This is a genomic window from Paeniglutamicibacter psychrophenolicus (assembly GCF_030812255.1).
Lineage (GTDB): Bacteria > Actinomycetota > Actinomycetes > Actinomycetales > Micrococcaceae > Paeniglutamicibacter > Paeniglutamicibacter psychrophenolicus_A.
This window is the reverse complement of record NZ_JAUSSH010000001.1, coordinates 371934-388227: the sequence shown is the minus strand read 5'-3', so window position 1 is coordinate 388227 and position 16294 is coordinate 371934. Positions and strand designations below refer to the sequence as shown.

Genomic DNA, 16294 nt, shown 5'->3' with positions numbered 1-16294 from the left:
TGATTCATCCCGATCGGGATAGATTGCGACCGTAAGTATGGAAAGCATCAAGGTCTCCCCCGTTGATCCGCGCTAGGCCCACCTGATCGCGGCCTGCGAATTGCTCGGAATTCTCAATGACCACGGCCTGGATCTGCGCACTGTGCCCCCGCGCACCTTCGCGAGCTATGTGGCAACACGCGGCAGTGCCGGCAAACAACCCACGCCGTTCATCCGCTGCGCAGGCGCACCAAAGGATTGACGCGCCTGCGCAGCGAATGCCTGAAAAGCAACTTGGGAACCTCGGGTGCTACCGAGGACGAACGATGGGCCTGGGCAAGAGAACCTGCTCATCTCCGAGGACCTTAGGCTCGAGGTGCGTGTCGGCGGGTTCCTTGCCATCATCTACGGCACGACAATGACCCGCGTTGTCTCACTTCAACGCGATGCTGTCACGTTGGAGGGCGACACCACCTGTCTCTCGCTGGGAACCGAACCGATCAAGCTTCCCGCAGCGCTGGGCGCGTTACGACGGCGGCTCCTGGACGCCGGAACCGCCTCGGATCGGGAGAGCAACATCTGGATCTTCAAGGGTCGGCGAGCAGGCCGCCACCTCACGACCGCGATGCTCAGGGTACCTCTCGCGCGCAGAAGCATCAGCCTTCGCGCCGCCAGGAATGGTGCGCTCATGAGCCTCGCCCGCGACCTTCCGCCCTCGGTCTTGGCCGAACTCTTGGGCATCTCCATACATACCGCGGAACGCTGGAGCGGCCACGACTGGACCGACTACCCCCGAATCCGCCCTACGACAGGATCCGGCTAGGCACCCCTGTCAAATTCCATACGTCATCCGCGGGTGTTTGGCTACCCACTACAGCGTCCCGTTTCACGCCCGGAGGAGCCGGTTCGAACACAATGCTTCCCGGGCCCAATGCCCCTACCGGCAGCCAAGGACCTGTTGCCAGACTGGGGAGCGGACCCGTTTGCGGACGATGCCGCCCGCTTCCGTCCTCCAGGTGGTCCTTTGCCAAGTGGCCGTCGCAATCTTGACAATGGCGAAGTGGCATCTCAATTTCCTAAGGATAAGGACGCAGCCATGGATCGCTTGAATGGAAAAACAGCCCTGATCAGCGGTGGTGCCCGCGGAATCGGGGCGGCGATCGCCGAGAGGTTCCTCGAGGAAGGAGCAAAGGTCGTCATCGGCGACATCTTGGACCAGGACGGAAGAAAGTTGCAGGATCGACTGGGAAAGCACCTACGTTACATTCCTCTGGATGTAACAAAGCCCTCGGACTGGGACCGTGCCGTGGGCGAGGCCGTGGAGGCCTTTGGGTGCCTGAACATCCTGGTGAACAACGCGGGCATCGTGGACTTCGGCAGGATTGATGCGTATGCCCACGACCGATGGACGAGAATCATCGATGTCAATCTCACCGGCGTTTTCAACGGCATCAGGGCAGCTGTCGCCGATCTGGCGACTGCCGGGTCCTCTTCCATCATCAATATCTCCTCCATTGCCGGGCTGCGCGGCTATGAACAGCTCTGCGGATATACGGCCTCCAAATTCGGGGTTCGCGGCCTGACCAAGAGTGCCGCCCTGGATCTGGGGGGCTACGGAATCCGAGTCAACTCCGTGCATCCGGGAGTCATTGAAACTCCCATGACCGCTGGGATGGTCTTTGACACCGCACCTGTCCCCTTGCACCGAACAGGCCAGCCAATGGAAGTCGCCAACTTGGCCGTCTACCTGGCAGCAGACGAATCATCGTTTGTCACAGGCGCGGAATTCGTCATTGATGGCGGCGAAACGGCGGGCACGGTTGCACCGTCGACAAAGTGAGGTCACGCCGTCCGACCACGGGCCAACCAACATCTGTTGCCTCTCTGGGCTTCTCCAAGCCGCACCCTTGCGCTGCTTCCGCAGATCATATCCACACCTGCTGGACACACTAGCTGGGAGGGCGAGAAGCGGCGCCCCACCACGGGATTACGAACCGTTCAGGCAGGTCATCGAGTCAATCAAGGACACCCCCTCGCGCCGGCTGGACCTCAAGTCTCATAAAGGGCCGACGCATTGGTGTTAACCGTTTTCCGCTCAGCCGGAGGGACTGCCAAGAACTTACCGCAGCCCCCGCCTCCGGCGGCACCCAGCCAATCGACGAATCGAATCCTTCCAATAACACTGCTCTAGGATTTGACCACCCGGTTCTGACTCAAAGCGGCGACTCGCCCCGGAACGCTCCTCTGCATCGTCTCTCTTGCAGTAAGTGAGCCGGCCGGGCCTTGGCGGGACCAAAGACCCTGACACCACCCGGGAGCAGCGTCGATAGTGGGTATTGGGGTGGTGGCGCATTGAGGTACGGAAGGAAACGGCGATGATGTATTGGAACGAAGACATGGGCGGGTTGGGCTATGTCCTGATGCTCCTCAGCTTTGTGTTGTTTTGGGGTGTCATCATTACGACGGTCATCTTGTTCGGCCGGTCCACGGGCGCCTCCAACCGGCGATACGAGGGCGAAGCGCCGGGTCGCAGCATGGCAGAAGATCTGCTCGCCGAGCGGTTTGCACGCGGCGAAATCGATGAGGATGAATACACCGCCAGGCTCTCCACGCTTCGGCGCGGCAGCGGTGCACCGCGGTGAACGGTTCCGCGATTCCTTACCCAGAAACACCGCTGGATACATGTTCTTGGTGTTGGACGACAGACTGCATTGCGGTGACGGCCCCTACGCCCTAATGGTTCACCCGCGGGCGCACCGCCCCGCTCTCGCCTGGACCCAGCCCACACATCTGGACCAAAGATCCTCAGGCCGGCCAGCGTCCTTGAAGGTGCCCGCGCTAGTCAGCGATGACGGCGGCGGCTTCATCCAGCGTGGCGTCGAAACCGCCACGCTGAAAGTGCCGGCGTTGGATGCTGGCACCGGTTCCGCGCTGCAGGATCCCCGCGAGCCCCGCGGCGACGTACTCATAGTCGCCATTGCGCCTCAATGCGCCATGGATGTACTCCACCAGGCGGTGAATCATCCGAGAAGCAGAAGTCTTTGTCCCGTCCGTGGGCTCGAAGTTATTGCCCCGCACGCCGAACTTAGCCGCCTGCCACTGGTCCAGGTCAAGCGCCTCGGGCATGGGGGTGGTGGCCGCCGGGTTCTCCGGTGAGGCTCGAATCAACCAGCGACCTGACGATCAGGGCCAACAGGATCGAATGGGAGGCATCCAGCTGGGCATCTGCCACACGGACCTCGGCTGTCGGGTGCGAGGAGGACAGCCGGGCACCCCACCGGACGTGGCCCGGGTCCAGAACCACATCAGCGTCGAGTATGAATCGCATCCGCTTTGCGTATTCCTGGGCATCGGCGAAGTAGGGCGGGATGCCCTGGAGCGCCCACTGCCGGTAGCGAATGGTCCGCCAGGAGGCAAACCCTGTGTCGCATCCGCGCCAGTACGGCGAGTTTGCCCCGCACGCCGTCAATGCCGGAAGCCAGTGCCGCAGCTGGTTCAACGCCACGATGCCGGAGTCCACATCCTCCACGTGCACATGCACGTTCAAGCCGGAGAGGTAATGTTCGGCCGCGAGTCCCTCACACAAAGAATGGATGGCGTGGTACCTGTCACCGGAGCTCACGACGGCTGGAGAGCTCGGGATGCGCGGTGGGGTTCCCAAGGCCAGCGCCTGATAACCCCAGTCCCGGGCAACACGGTCCGATATGCTTGCGCCGACTCGAGTGCCTCGGCGCCCTGGGTGCAGATCGGACCGATGCCTTCGAGCTGGCAGGCGAGAAACTCACTGTGAGTCCTCGTGCCACCTGCAGTTAGTGCCAGGAGTTCGGCCCGCGCAGAGGCAATCGGCACTCGGGGAAGCCCGGCCAGCGGCTCCAAGATGAAGAATTCTTCCTCAATGCCGAAGCTGCGCATCATCCGACCTCCTTTCACGTGGCGATCTTGTTCACCCGGGGTTGATCCTTACGGGTTGCTTCGTCGATCGCGGTACGGACGGCAACGGGGAAGCTGCACCACAGCGTGTTTGCGGAGTTACCGCAGATCTCCCGCTGTGCGCAATCCCCTGCACGCCTGGTGTCGAATACACCCGTGCGGCCGAGCGTCCCCGGCCGCACAGTCAGGTCATTCCATTCCGATGGTGATGTTGTTCTGAACCGATCCCACGTGCGGAGCCGCCCAAGCAGCAAGCCCGGCCTGCTTCTTCTCAAACCAAGAGGGCAGATACCCGCTCAGGGTGACGCGGTCGCCCTGGACGGAAACGTTGATGTTCCGGGCCGCAAGTGCGGCATTCCGGGCCAGCGCGCCCTTGATCCTGTCCGCCAAGACGGTCGCGGAGGGCTGCTGGGGCAATCCGACATGGTTCTCCACATGGTTCACCCCGGCGACCGTTCCGACGGCCTTGGCAGCCTCTTCCCGCTGGTAATTCCAGGGCACCGTTCCGGTGAGTGTCACCACGTGGTTGCGGACCGTGGCCTTGACCGATCCCGGGGGAATGCTCGCGTGGTTGTTGAGCACGTGTCCCACGGACTCGGCGATGTCCCCGTCTGTCTTCGGGGCCCCGGCGTAGTGGACCGTGAGCTCGTCGGCCACCGCGGAAACCCCCTTCACGCGCAGTGCCGCCCGCCGGGCGGCCAGCCGTTCGGGGTAGTTGGCAACCTCACCGGTCAAGGTGACGGCATGGTCCTGCACGCTCACCCCGATGTGTGCTGCCTCCACGTCAGGTGTCCACCGGAGTTCGGATTCGACGGCGGCTTGAACGGTGCGATCTGTGGGGGCGGGATGATTGGCCATGGTGTCCTTCGTCTTGGTGGGCTGCGAGTCGACTCGGCGGGCGATGGCGATGCCGTCCTAGTCCCGGGTGATGGCCACCTTGGTGGTCTCGGGGGCGGACTTCTGGGCCGGCATGGGTGAGCGGACCTCCAGGATGCCGTCCTTGTAGGAGGCTTTTATCTCGGACTCTCCCACGCCTTCCGGAAGCGCAATCCTTCGCAACATGGACCCGTAGCGGAACTCGGAGCGGTACCGGCCCTCCGACCGGGTCTCCGAGGTGTCCTCGCGGCGGGCACTGATGCTCAGGACCCCGTCGGCGACCGAGACCTCCACGTCCTTGTCGGGGTCAATGCCGGGCAATTCGGCCCGAACAACCAACGTGTTGTCCTCCACGAACTCCTCCACCCTCATGGTGGTTTTTTCGTCTTCCCCGTCAAAGAGCCGTTGCAGGGAATCGAGCATCCCAAACGGGGACTTTGAGAGTAGGTCGAAAGGGGAACTTGACGCCGCAGACTCGCGCGGTGACCAACTGAGGATTTCGTTCATGGTATTTCTCCTACTTGGTGTGGGTTGTTGCCGCAGGAAAGCGGCGCGTTGACCACCCCCAGCGTGGGCCACCGGGCTTCTGCCCACTAGGGCCGAACGTCCCGCTCATCATTCCCGGGACACGAACCCCGGCATTGCACAGCTTCGGCCCGGGTCACCCCGGGCCCTTTGCTGGAGTTGCGGGCCGCGCGGGGGTAGCGTGTTGGCTATCCCCGGTCAAGACGCGGCACCCCGGGAATCCCCTGCGGAACTTGGACGGAGAGACCATGGAGTCTTCATCGGCGGAACCCCGTCCCCTAATAGTGGGATCCTCACTTCCGGCCCCTGGTCTTGAGGATATCCGCGCCGCCTTGATCGCCAGCACGGAGGAATTGGTCCAGTTCCAGGCGCGCATGCAGGGGCTGCTGGCATCGGTCATCGCCATTTCGCAGGACCTGAGGCTGGATTCGGTCCTGAGGCATGTTGTCAAGTCGGCATGCAAGCTCACCGATGCCAGGTACGGTGCGCTGGGCGTCCTCGGGGAAAATGGGATGCTGAGCCGTTTCATCACTGAGGGGATTGAACCCGAAACGGCCGAACGCATTGGCCCCGTGCCCCGCGGTGAACAGGGGGCCCTTGGCATGCTCATGAGCGCCCCTCGCCCGATCCGGCTGCAGGACCTCCACACGCATCCTGCCTCCGTCGGATTTCCGCGCTCCCACCCTCCTACGCGGTCTTTCCTGAACGTTCCCTTACGCATCCACGATGTCGTCTTCGGCAACCTGTATCTCACCGATAAGCGCAACGGTACCCCGTTCACGGCCGACGACGAGAATCTGGCCGTGGTCTTGGCCGCAGCGGCAGGGTTCGCCATCGAAAACGCGCGGCTATTCGACGAGGCTCACCTGCGCACCCGCTGGATGGAAGCGAGCATGCAGGTGGCCGTGCAGATGCTGGACCGGAACGAATGCAACGCCGAATCCGGGGAGGCCATTGTCGCCAACCAAGCCCTGGAAGCCTCATCATCCGCGCTGGCCATGGTCGCCATCCGTGATGGCAAACAGGGAACCCTCCGGGTTTCCACAGGCTCTGGCCTGCTGACGCCGGACTTCCTGCACCGATCCCTGCATCTGGGGGAAAGCCCGATCCTCTCGGCCCAGGAGTCGAACCACCCCATTGCCCTGGACCTGGCCCCGCATTTGTCCCGCGCCGGGAAGGAATCCGGGATCGGACCTGCCCTGCTGATCACCCTGGGTTCAGGCGCAGCAGGTGATGCCTTCCTGATCCTGGCACGCCCACCCGGGGCACCCGCTTACAGCGACCTCGAAAACGCCCTGGCGGGGAAGTACGGCCGCCAATCCGCCCTCGCCCTGGAACTGATGCGCGTGTCCGGGAACCGGGAGGAATCCGCCGTGTTTGCCGACCGGGACCGCATCGCCAAGGACCTGCACGATCTGGTGATACAGCGGCTGTTTGCCGCGGGCTTCAGCGCCAAGAGCCTGGCCCGCTTCACGACCGAGCCCGTGGCGCTGGAACGCATTGATTCGATTACAGATGAACTCGACTCGACCATGGCCGACCTGCGCGAGACCATCCATGCGCTTCAGGAACCGCAGGACACCGCCATGCCCCTGAGCACCAGGATCAGCCAGGTGGTCCGGAAGCTATCCAGTAGCCTGCCCTTTGCACCCGACCTTCACGTGGCAGAATCCCTCGACAGGCTGGTCCCGTTGGCCATGGAAGGGCACGTTCTCGCTGTCGTCTCCGAAGGACTCAGCAATGCCATAAACCACGCCAAGGCTGCCTCCATCAGTGTCCGCGTCGACGTTGACACCGAGAAGATCGTGGTGTCAGTGATTGATGACGGCGGCGGGTTCCGCCGGGTCAAGGGCCGGAACGGTCTTGACAACATGAAAGCCCGGGCCCAAAATCTCAACGGGAACTTCCTGGTCAGGAGTGCCCCCAACCGGGGGACCACCTTTGAGTGGACTGCCCCCTTGCCCGGCGACATAGGGAAAACAGCCAGGCCATAAGGGCATATCGACCGCATGGAAAGATCGTTCAGAGTCCGGCATTGACTTGAGAAAACAGCGGCAATTCGGATCAAGTAGGCACTGTTGCGGCCGCTGTGGACCAGTCGTGAAGCACCCCAAGGTCTGACCGGAAAGAGGAGCCACTGCCCAGAACGCTCGGTCGATGCGTGGCGGGTATCATCCACCGCGGGCAGGGGCTCCAAGTCATGTAGAAGGAGCGGATTGCGCGCGATTCAGGCGAAGCAGGCTACCGGGATTCACCCTCACTGACGCGAGATACGCGCCACCGTTCAAGACGAGGCACGCCAAGACGCCCAACCACGTGGAGCTGCTGAACAAACCCAGAAACATCAGTCCCAGTCCCGGGAGGAGACAGAGGAGATACAGGAACCCGATGCCCAGCATCCAACCACTGCCGGAGAGACTTGCGAAGTGCTTTAGTCTTCGTTCAAGCACGGGATACTGGTCTGACAAATCCTCTTCCAAGGACTGCAGGATCTCTTCTTCACGAGCCGAAAGCGACACGGTCCCCCTCCTCACACTAGCGGGCCAGAACCCTGGCGCCGGCATACCACCTCAACAACCTGGCACCTCAACACTCCATGGTTCACCGGACGGACGGAAGGGTCTAAAGCCACATGATTGGGTCCTGGATCACAGAGATACTCGAGGTCTTCGCAGTACTGAGCAAGACCACCCCAGTTGGGAGCCAGGGGGGTCTGAAGGGACACCTCCAGTCACGAAAGGCAACGTACCCGCCGGTCGCCAGGGCACGGTGCTTGCTCTATCCGCGCCACTGATTACAGGATGATTGGAATGAGCGAGTGTCTCCATCACCCGAGCCGCAACCGAAACAATGCACTCCACCACCGGCAAGAACTGGCTAACAACTTTCCTTGAACACCAAGAAACGAATCCGGCCGGAGCAACCACCAGCGTGCCCGCAGTGCCTGGAGTCACTTGGCTGGCAGAAAGCCTTCTTGCGGTCGTTTTGGGAATCCACATTCATGTTGACAGAGATGTCTGGATCACAGTGTCTGGTTCGCGCTACTGATTGCCATCGTGATGCTGGGAACCGCCCTTGCACAGCACTTGATCATCCGACGCCAACATCGAAATGGCCCTTGCGCACGGATAAATCCGTTTCTACGTGGAAGAAGGCAACGAGGCAGCCGGACAGGGTGGCGATCATTCATTCCCGTCATCATCCGACGCGTGAGCCACCAAGACGGGGCACTTGGCGTTAGCGATGCAAAAGGAACTGACCGATCCAATGAGCAGGCCGGCGAGCCGGCTGTGGCCCCTTCTCCCGATTATGAGCAGGTCGGCATTTTCGCTGGCTCGGGTGAGAGCAGGCCTCGGATCTCCCTGAACCAGATTGATCTGGAGGTTGGCCGGAGCATCGGATCCGAAGACTTGTGTGACAGCTTCTTTGATTGTCTTCTCGGCGCTCTCCTCGAGCTCCGCCATACCCGCCATCATGTAGCCATCATTTGTCCGGGGATAATCCCAGCAACCGATAGCTTCAATGCGTGCATCTAGGGCTCCCGCGAGATACCGCGCGTGCCTGAGCGCTTCAAGGGCAGCATCCGAGCCGTCTACTCCCACAACAATTTTCGAGATTCCTGATTCGTGTTTCATGGAATTCTCCAATCACCAAGCTGAGTTTCCTAACGCTACTCGCCACACCATTGGAAAGCCAGGCCATTCCCAATCCCTGACTCAATGGCCTCTGTCCGACATTCCAGTTGAACAGAACGCGACCATCTCTTCCTTGGACTCGCTCGGATTCACGTGCCGGCGCAAAACCGAGACGGCCGGGAAAACACCGCCGTCCTTAACATCCGGAGCCACAGTTCGAGCTCTTTACGTGATTCCCCTCAATCCCACGAATCCTCTGTTGAGGGATCGCACCGTTGGCAAACCCTGACGTCATACGCGCGTGCAAGTGGTCACCCCGCATTGGAACGACGTTCGTAAGCTTCGTTCCGTCAATGAGATAAGGGTTGGGGATTCGCCGCACAGATATCCGCGGTCAATACGGCGCATCGGAATTTGGAGTGGACGTCCGGAGTCGGTTAGTAGCGGTGGCCGTCGGCGGAGAGCACGTGCGGATGCGGCGCCCCTCGAAGTTGCGGAATCACGCGCAATCCTGCGGTCGATTTCGATGACGATGTTGATGAACTCGGTGTGGCCGCTGGAGGCATTCTTGGTGGAGAAATGGGCGCAGGGCTGGTTCTGCCATTCCTCGAAGGTCTTGCCGAGTCGTTTGATCTCTGGGATCGGGCAGTCGCTGAAATTGCTGAGTAGCGCCTGGCCCTGCTCGGGTGCGTCGGCGTGCTGGACGTAGTAAATCAGTCGCATTTTCTGGTGGGCGTTCCACACGATGGCCGTTTCCCCGGCCACGTCGCTGGACTCAAGCAGGTCGTTGAGCAGCGTGCTTTGCTGCGTCTCTTTGGGATGGTCAGCCCTTGCCCTAGGAACCGGCGGGACCCGTATAGGAGTGGTTTTCAGTCCGTGTAGCGCCAGTCGAATAGGCCACTAACGAAACTCGGCTGTACCGGTAGTTTTGGCGATCCCACGCAGACCGGCAGTCCAAGGTGGTCCATCACGTCCTGCTTCATCCGTCGGGCCAGGGCTTGCAGTTCCGGCAGGGTTCCGCGGACGCCCAGGAATGCCTCGTCAATGCTGTAGACCTCAACCCAGGCCGAATGCCGGCCCAGAAGTTGCATGGTTCGGGCCGAGAGGTCCCCATAGAGCTCGTAGTTGCTGGATTTGGCGACCAGCTATAGGGAATCGGCGGTGGGGGCGAGCTTGAACCAGGGGGCACCCATTTCGATGCCCAGGGCCTTGGCATCTTCCGACCGGGCGACGGCGCAGCCGTCGTTGTTTGACAGCACGATTACCGGACCTTTCGCTTTCTCATGCGGGCGACGATGTTGCATGTCCTCACGTATCTGGTGGTTGGGATCGTCGCGTCGATCGTGCTCGATTACGCGTCGTTGCTCGCCCGGCCTGTTATCCGTGATTACATGGTCGAGTTCGGGTCGGTGTCTCTGTTCATCGGCCCGGTCATTCAGGTATTCTGGGGCATCATCATCGCGGCCGTGTTTCGATCCACCATCCTGTAGAGCATTTTGCGCAGCTCGTCGAACCACAACACGCTCGAGGCCATGGCGATGCACACGGCCCACTGCATCGGGTTCAGGGAGGCCGTCCCGAAGGCGCGCTGCAGCAGCGGCAGCTCAACCACCGCCAACTGAAGTGCGGCGGCCGCTAGCACCGCGCCCCACAGCCACTTGTTGACGAACAGCCGGTGGAAGGCGCTGGCCGTGCCCGAACGCGAGCTGAAGGCGTTGAACAACTGAGCGAGGACCAATGTGGTGAACCCCGCCGTCCGGGCGACGTCCAGGGAGCCGGACCCGTTGACGAGGCCGCCGGGCAGGAAGACGTCGATGGTCACCAGCGAGGCGAGGCCCATCACCAGCCCTATGCCCAGGATCCCGGCCCACATCCGCCGCCCGAGAATCCGGTCCGTCAATTTTCGCGGCGGCCGGGCCATCACGTCGCCCATTTCCGGGTCCATCCCCAGGGCCAGTGCCGGGCCCGAGTCGGTGACAAGGTTGATCCACAGGATCTGCGTGGCCAGCAGCGGCAACGCCACGGCCTCGCCGCCGGCACCGGCCAAACCCATGGTGCCGGCGAAGACCACCCCGAGGAAGACCGTGAAAACCTCCCCCATGTTGGAGGAGAGCAGGTAGCGCAGGAACTTTTCGATGTTGTCGAAGATGACCCGGCCCTGGCGCACCGCGGAGACAATCGTGGCGAAATTGTCATCGGCGAGGATCATCTTCGAGGCTTCCTTGGTCACCTCGGTCCCCGTGACGCCCATGGCGATGCCGATGTCGGCGGACTTCAGGGCTGGGGCGTCGTTGACGCCATCCCCGGTCATGGCCACGACGTTTCCCTGCGCCTGCAGCGCATCGATGATCTGAAGCTTGTTGTGCGGGGAAACGCGCGCATAGACGGAGGTGGACGCCGTGACGGAGCGCAGTGCCGCGGCGTCCAGCTGATCGAGCTGGGCCCCCGTGACGGCACGCTGCCCCGGTTCGCAGATGCCCAGGTCACTGGCGATGCGCGCGGCGGTCACCGGATGGTCCCCGGTAATCATCACCACGCGAATGCCGGCGCGACGGGCCTCGGCCACAGCCACGGCCGCTTCGGTGCGCGGGGGGTCGATGATGCCCGCCACCCCGAGGTATACCAAGGCGCTTTCATCCTGCTCGTCGACCACCTCCAATTCGTGGCGCTCGTGCGCCGCGTACCTCCGGTAGGCCACGCCCAAGGTGCGGAAAGCCTGCGCCGACAGCGCCTCCACGTCGGCCAGAGCCTTGCTGCGCAGGGCTTCGTCCAACGGGACAACGTCCCCGCCGACCTGCATCCGGATGCAGCGCCTCAGAAGCACGTCCGGGGCGCCCTTGGTGACCAGGGTGAGGTCATCGAGCTTCTTATGGCGCGCCAGAGCCGACATCAGCTTCCGCTCCGAGGTGAACGGGACCTCTGCCTGCCGTTCAAACTCCCCGACGCGTTCGCTCACCCCCTTTAGTTTTCGGGCCGCAACCAGGAAGGCCGCTTCCGTGGGGTCACCCTGGATCTGCCACTCGCCGTCGACATCCGTCAACTGGGCGTTATTGGCGAAGGTGCCGCCCGCCAGCACCATGAGGGCCTCCTGCAGTACCCGCGGGTCGTTGGCCTCCTGCCCCTCCTGGAGAACCTGGCCTTCGGGACGGTAGCCAACGCCGGTGAGCTCGATGTGCCCCGAAGCCGTGGAGATCCGGCCGATCGTCATCTCATTCCGGGTCAGCGTCCCGGTCTTGTCCGAGGCAATGACCGTGGCGCAGCCCAGGGTTTCCACCGAGTGAAGCTGCTTCACGACCGCCTTGCGTCGGGCCATGCGTTGGACACCGATTGACAGAACGACCGAGAGGACGGCCGGGAGTCCTTCGGGCACGGCGGCCACCGCAAGGGAAACCCCCAGCAGGAGGACCATTACCAAGTCCGGCAACGAGGAGACATCGTTGACGAGAATGACGGTGGCCATCACGACCACGGCGATGACCACGACCGTAATGCCGAGCAGTTTGCTGACTTCCGCGATTTCCCTCTGGAGTGGAGTTGGGTCGGCTTCGGTCCGTTCCAGCAGGCCCGCGATGGCTCCCACTTCGGTGCCCATTGCCGTCCCTGTGACGACCGCGCGGCCGACTCTTTGGACGACGCAGGTCCCCTTGAAGACCATGTTCTGGCGGTCACCGAGCGGCACCTTGCCGCTGAGGGTCCGGGGGTCCTTGGTGACCGATTCGCTCTCTCCGGTCAGCGACGCCTCGGATATGCGCAGCGAGGCTGCGGTGATCAACCGGGCATCGGCCCCGACCGCATCCCCCTCGCTTAGGACCAGGATGTCGCCCCGGACCAACTCAGCCGACGGGACCGATTTCAGCTCGCCATCGCGCCATACCGCGGAGTTGGCCGCCGTCATGGACTGCAGGGCAGCGACGGCGTTCTCCGCCTTGCTCTCCTGAACGAATCCCAGCATCCCATTGAGGAGCACCACCACCGCGATAACCACCGCATCGACGGGCACACCGATCGCGCCCTCCACCGCCCAGGCACCCAAGGAGATGGCGATAGCCACCAACAGCAAGTAGATCAGCGGCTCCTGAAACTGGGCCAGCACCTTTAGCCACAGCGGCACCGGCGTCGCGGCGCGAAGTTCGTTCGGTCCCTCCAAGCGGAGCCGGCGTGCGGCTTCGCCTGATTCCAAACCCGTTGCCGGAACCACACGGAAGGCGGCAAACGCCTCCCCCGTGTCCCGCAGATGCCAAGCTTGTTCGGGGGCGGTGGCTGCTGCTCCGGACAACATGAGACTCCTTGAACACGGGTATAGGTCTCGCGGACATCCCCGGCACTGTGTCGTCGGGAGACAGCTTCGAGTCTATGTGGTCCCAGTCGCCTTTACCGCCGCTGGAACACACCGGCCTTTCCACGTTACTCACTGCCACGTTGAATCGGCCCCGCCTGATGCACTAATACACACACCGGGCGGGGCCTCCCGGCAGATCGCCGGAATGCCGGCCGCTCCCCGGCCTTACGGGTTAGAGCGATCGATTCGGCCTGCCGAAAACATTGCCATGATCTTGTGCAATACCAGATGGCGATCTTGAGGTAACCCCAGGATAGTGATTGATGTAGCCGGTCTTGGGGGCCGGCTAACCAAGTGCAGCGGCCTGCCAGCCCTGATTCCCTTTCCCTGGGACCTCGCCCCGCGGATTTATGAAACCTGCGGAAAAACGCAGCCTCGAAAATATCCGAAGCCATCTGCACGAGTTCCGGTGAACGACCGGCATGCGGGAAGCCAAGGAACCTGTTGCATGAGGAGCGCGTGGGCTAGCAGCCCGCGTACACGCGCGATGACAATCCGAACACTTTCGTGGCGAGACGGCCGAGGCCCAAGCTCAAGGCGCGTTTGATAAGCAATTCTGCCGGGACCTTCGCCTCTCGCGGTCCGTCGGTACGCGGGCTTGACTACTCGCATGAACACGAAAGTGGAACCAAGAGCGCGGACCTTTCGCTTTCTCATGCGGGCGACGATGTTGCATGTCCTCACGTATCTGGTGGTCGGGATCGTCGCGTCGATCGTGCTCGATTATGCGTCGTTGTTCGCCCGGCCTGTCATCCGTGATTACATGGTCGAGTTCGGATCGGTGTCTCTGTTCATCGGCCCGGTCATTCAGGTGTTTCGTGGCATCATCATCGCGGCCGTGTTGCTGCCCTTCCGTGAAATCTTCGCGCAGCGGTTGGGATGGCTCTGGTTGTGGTTGATCCTCGTCGGCATCGGGATTTTGTCCACCTCGGCAGCAGCGCCGTCCTCAATCGAAGGCATCACCTACACGCAGCTTCCTCTGTGGTACCACGCGATCGGGATGCCGGAGATGCTTGTGCAGACACTCACTTTCAGCGTGCTCGTCGCCCTTTACGAACGTCACCCGGAAGGCCTGCTCGCAGGGCTTCCACCAGTCTTCGAACGTCTTGCGCGCGCGCTGGTCTCGGCATCGCTAGCCTTCGTCGGCTACGCCTTGATATCGGTGGTATTCGCCGTCTTGTCCGGCGCTACCATCGACGCCGAACAGTCTTTGAGCGTGCAGGTCCAAGGATTGTTCGTGGGACCCTTCCTCATCAACTTCGCGCTCGCTTTCATCGCCGCGGGGGGCCTCACCCCCGCACGGCGCATTATTGTCGGAGTCGGGTCATATGTCCTGAGTGCCGCGATGATCCTGACGTACCAGACGATCTTTCTCAGCATTCCCAACATCGTATACGCGTCGGTCGCACCGATCCTTCCAGCGGTCATGGTCTGGATGCTCGTCCCCAACCGAGAACGGGCTGAGCCCAACCCGCCAACAATCTCGGCAACCCAGCGCGATCTTCGATAACGGGGCACGGCTGGATTACCAGTCCCGGGGCCATGCTAGAGATTCGCTTTTCAGGCAACGCTGGAGGATTGAGCGGCACGTCCAAGAAGGCACGGCGCGCATCAAGCTGTCACGGACGGGCGCCCACGTACGACGACGCTCTACCACTCGAATGACGAGATAATGAAGCCATCGGCCCCGAGCTTTAGTTGGTCGTTGGCGGGACCATCAGCCCTCCATCGGCGGACACGCGTGGTGTCCGCCGGCCGAGCAAGATGAGTGCGACCCCGACTGAGATGAACCAGCCCCAGAGCAGGATGCCGTAGCCCCAGTAAAAAAATGGCGCGGCGTACCGGAGTGCTTCGCTGAGCATGCCCAGCGCCCCAGTCACCACTCCGAGCCATCCTATTGCGCGCGGCATGACACCTCTTGTCATCACGACAGAGATCAGGAGGATGCCCGCGGCGGACAGGACAGCGACAATCGCCGGGGTGTTGTTCTCGGCCACAATCGCCTCCGCAGCGATTGCGAACCGGTCGCGCTCCGCGACGGCTGCAGCCATATACTGATCGCTGAGGTACACGAGGGTGAGCGAGCCACGGCTGGTGACAGGGATGGCCAGGAACGTGGCCCACGACAACGCCCCGAGGAGGGCGCCGACCAGGGCGAAGCTCTTGTTGATGGGTTTCAGCGCGATGAAAAGAGCGACGAAGACCAGCACAGCGAGAACATTCGGGAGGATCCACAGCACCTGTTCCAGCACATAGGGCACCTTATTTGCGGCGATGAACTCCAGCGTCTCCGCACCTCCATCCACCGGCGGCGGAGCGACGAAGTCCACGACAAGCGCGCCGATCAACAGCAGCACAAAAGCGATAGACCCGATCCCGGCCACCAAGTAGAGGGAACGCCACGTTGGCATCCCCGCCTCGCTGAGCGTTCCTGACGCGTTCACGGTCATTTTCCCAGTCCTTCACGCCGGCCTAGTCAGACCCATCGGCGCAGGTAGCGTGTTCGGGGCGGTCGACCGGTTCGGTTCTGTGTGTTCCTATCGTCGTCCTACTGAGGCTGTTGGTGAAGTGGCTTAGGTCCCATGAGCAATAGATACAAACCATACGGCGGCAAGTGGGCGGTCGAGCCTGAGGCCTACTGTCTGCTGGCTGAACTTGCTTCACAGAGGAACAACTTGGAACAGACCCAAGGACTCTGAACGGGATCAAACACTATTGCTCGGTAAGGTACGGATGCGCATACGATCGCCGAACAACTGATGTTCCATGTGCCCGATGGGGGTGGCGAATGGATCTTGCTGTCGAGCCTCTAGATCGCATACTCCTCGGTCGGCCTTGGGGAGCTCGGGTGCGTACTCGCATTGTCTCTCGTCTCAGGACGGATTAGGGGGATCCGACCTCTTTGGCGGTGAGCCGTTTCCGCGCGGACTCCTGCTCGAGGGACTCCCGATCAAATGCCTCCAAGACACGGAGGGCGTCCGCGAAAAGGCCGGATCCATAAATGTCGTTA

At 62.1% G+C, this 16294-nt stretch carries 15 protein-coding genes and 1 pseudogene; 6 read left to right on the top strand and 10 right to left on the bottom strand.

Features of this window, described 5'->3' with window-relative positions:
• Positions 1 to 397 precede the first annotated feature (397 nt).
• From J2T21_RS01750 to J2T21_RS01740, 3 genes are all read left to right on the top strand, one after another.
• Complete coding sequence (locus J2T21_RS01750) at positions 398 to 802, top strand: hypothetical protein (RefSeq protein ID WP_307577819.1); 405 nt, start codon at positions 398 to 400, stop codon at positions 800 to 802.
• Positions 803 to 1075: 273 nt separating this feature from the next.
• Positions 1076 to 1819 (top strand): glucose 1-dehydrogenase, encoded by a 744-nt coding sequence (locus tag J2T21_RS01745; RefSeq protein WP_307577817.1) that lies wholly within the window; start codon positions 1076 to 1078, stop codon positions 1817 to 1819.
• Between the two features lie 535 nt (positions 1820 to 2354).
• Positions 2355 to 2621: an SHOCT domain-containing protein gene (locus tag J2T21_RS01740; protein ID WP_307577815.1), complete on the top strand. Its 267-nt coding sequence runs from the start codon at positions 2355 to 2357 to the stop codon at positions 2619 to 2621.
• Between the two features lie 196 nt (positions 2622 to 2817).
• On the opposite strand, the gene J2T21_RS01735 is transcribed toward J2T21_RS01740, so the two are convergent.
• The 4 genes from J2T21_RS01735 to J2T21_RS01720 form a co-directional block, all read right to left on the bottom strand.
• Complete coding sequence (locus tag J2T21_RS01735; protein WP_307577812.1) at positions 2818 to 3105, bottom strand: hypothetical protein; 288 nt, start codon at positions 3103 to 3105, stop codon at positions 2818 to 2820.
• Positions 3089 to 3685 (bottom strand): carboxylate-amine ligase, encoded by a 597-nt coding sequence (locus tag J2T21_RS01730; RefSeq protein WP_307578320.1) that lies wholly within the window; start codon positions 3683 to 3685, stop codon positions 3089 to 3091. The genes J2T21_RS01735 and J2T21_RS01730 overlap by 17 nt, the downstream gene beginning before the upstream one ends.
• A 413-nt stretch (positions 3686 to 4098) precedes the next feature.
• Positions 4099 to 4767: a BON domain-containing protein gene (locus J2T21_RS01725; protein WP_307577810.1), complete on the bottom strand. Its 669-nt coding sequence runs from the start codon at positions 4765 to 4767 to the stop codon at positions 4099 to 4101.
• Positions 4768 to 4824: 57 nt separating this feature from the next.
• Positions 4825 to 5292, bottom strand: coding sequence for an Hsp20/alpha crystallin family protein (locus tag J2T21_RS01720; RefSeq protein WP_307577808.1), 468 nt, complete (start codon positions 5290 to 5292; stop codon positions 4825 to 4827).
• Positions 5293 to 5642: 350 nt separating this feature from the next.
• Here J2T21_RS01720 and J2T21_RS01715 point away from each other — a divergent pair, with 350 nt between their 5' ends.
• A complete protein-coding gene (locus J2T21_RS01715) occupies positions 5643 to 7304 on the top strand; it encodes a GAF domain-containing sensor histidine kinase (RefSeq protein WP_307577807.1) in 1662 nt (553 codons plus the stop codon).
• A gap of 204 nt (positions 7305 to 7508) precedes the next feature.
• On the opposite strand, the gene J2T21_RS20800 is transcribed toward J2T21_RS01715, so the two are convergent.
• The 4 genes and pseudogenes from J2T21_RS20800 to J2T21_RS01700 all read right to left on the bottom strand — a co-directional run.
• Positions 7509 to 7874, bottom strand: a complete 366-nt coding sequence (locus tag J2T21_RS20800) for a DUF3040 domain-containing protein (protein ID WP_373457870.1) — start codon at positions 7872 to 7874, stop codon at positions 7509 to 7511.
• A gap of 618 nt (positions 7875 to 8492) precedes the next feature.
• Complete coding sequence (locus tag J2T21_RS01710; protein WP_307577806.1) at positions 8493 to 8945, bottom strand: universal stress protein; 453 nt, start codon at positions 8943 to 8945, stop codon at positions 8493 to 8495.
• A 291-nt stretch (positions 8946 to 9236) separates the two neighbouring features.
• Positions 9237 to 9803, bottom strand: coding sequence for a transposase (locus J2T21_RS01705; protein ID WP_307578319.1), 567 nt, complete (start codon positions 9801 to 9803; stop codon positions 9237 to 9239).
• A 77-nt stretch (positions 9804 to 9880) separates the two neighbouring features.
• Positions 9881 to 10213: pseudogene (locus J2T21_RS01700) on the bottom strand (Y-family DNA polymerase); the annotation flags it as partial.
• 15 nt (positions 10214 to 10228) lie between these two features.
• Here J2T21_RS01700 and J2T21_RS01695 point away from each other — a divergent pair.
• Positions 10229 to 10435: a hypothetical protein gene (locus J2T21_RS01695; protein WP_307578350.1), complete on the top strand. Its 207-nt coding sequence runs from the start codon at positions 10229 to 10231 to the stop codon at positions 10433 to 10435.
• Here the strand turns inward: J2T21_RS01695 and J2T21_RS01690 are convergent.
• The gene (locus tag J2T21_RS01690; RefSeq protein WP_307577804.1) at positions 10381 to 13224 is read right to left on the bottom strand and encodes a cation-translocating P-type ATPase; all 2844 of its coding nucleotides are present in this window, start codon (positions 13222 to 13224) and stop codon (positions 10381 to 10383) included. The genes J2T21_RS01695 and J2T21_RS01690 overlap by 55 nt on opposite strands.
• 670 nt (positions 13225 to 13894) lie before the next feature.
• Here J2T21_RS01690 and J2T21_RS01685 point away from each other — a divergent pair.
• Positions 13895 to 14794 (top strand): hypothetical protein, encoded by a 900-nt coding sequence (locus J2T21_RS01685; RefSeq protein WP_307577802.1) that lies wholly within the window; start codon positions 13895 to 13897, stop codon positions 14792 to 14794.
• A 184-nt stretch (positions 14795 to 14978) separates the two neighbouring features.
• Here the strand turns inward: J2T21_RS01685 and J2T21_RS01680 are convergent, their stop codons facing one another.
• Positions 14979 to 15734, bottom strand: a complete 756-nt coding sequence (locus tag J2T21_RS01680) for a DUF4386 family protein (RefSeq protein WP_307577800.1) — start codon at positions 15732 to 15734, stop codon at positions 14979 to 14981.
• Positions 15735 to 16294: the final 560 nt, after the last annotated feature.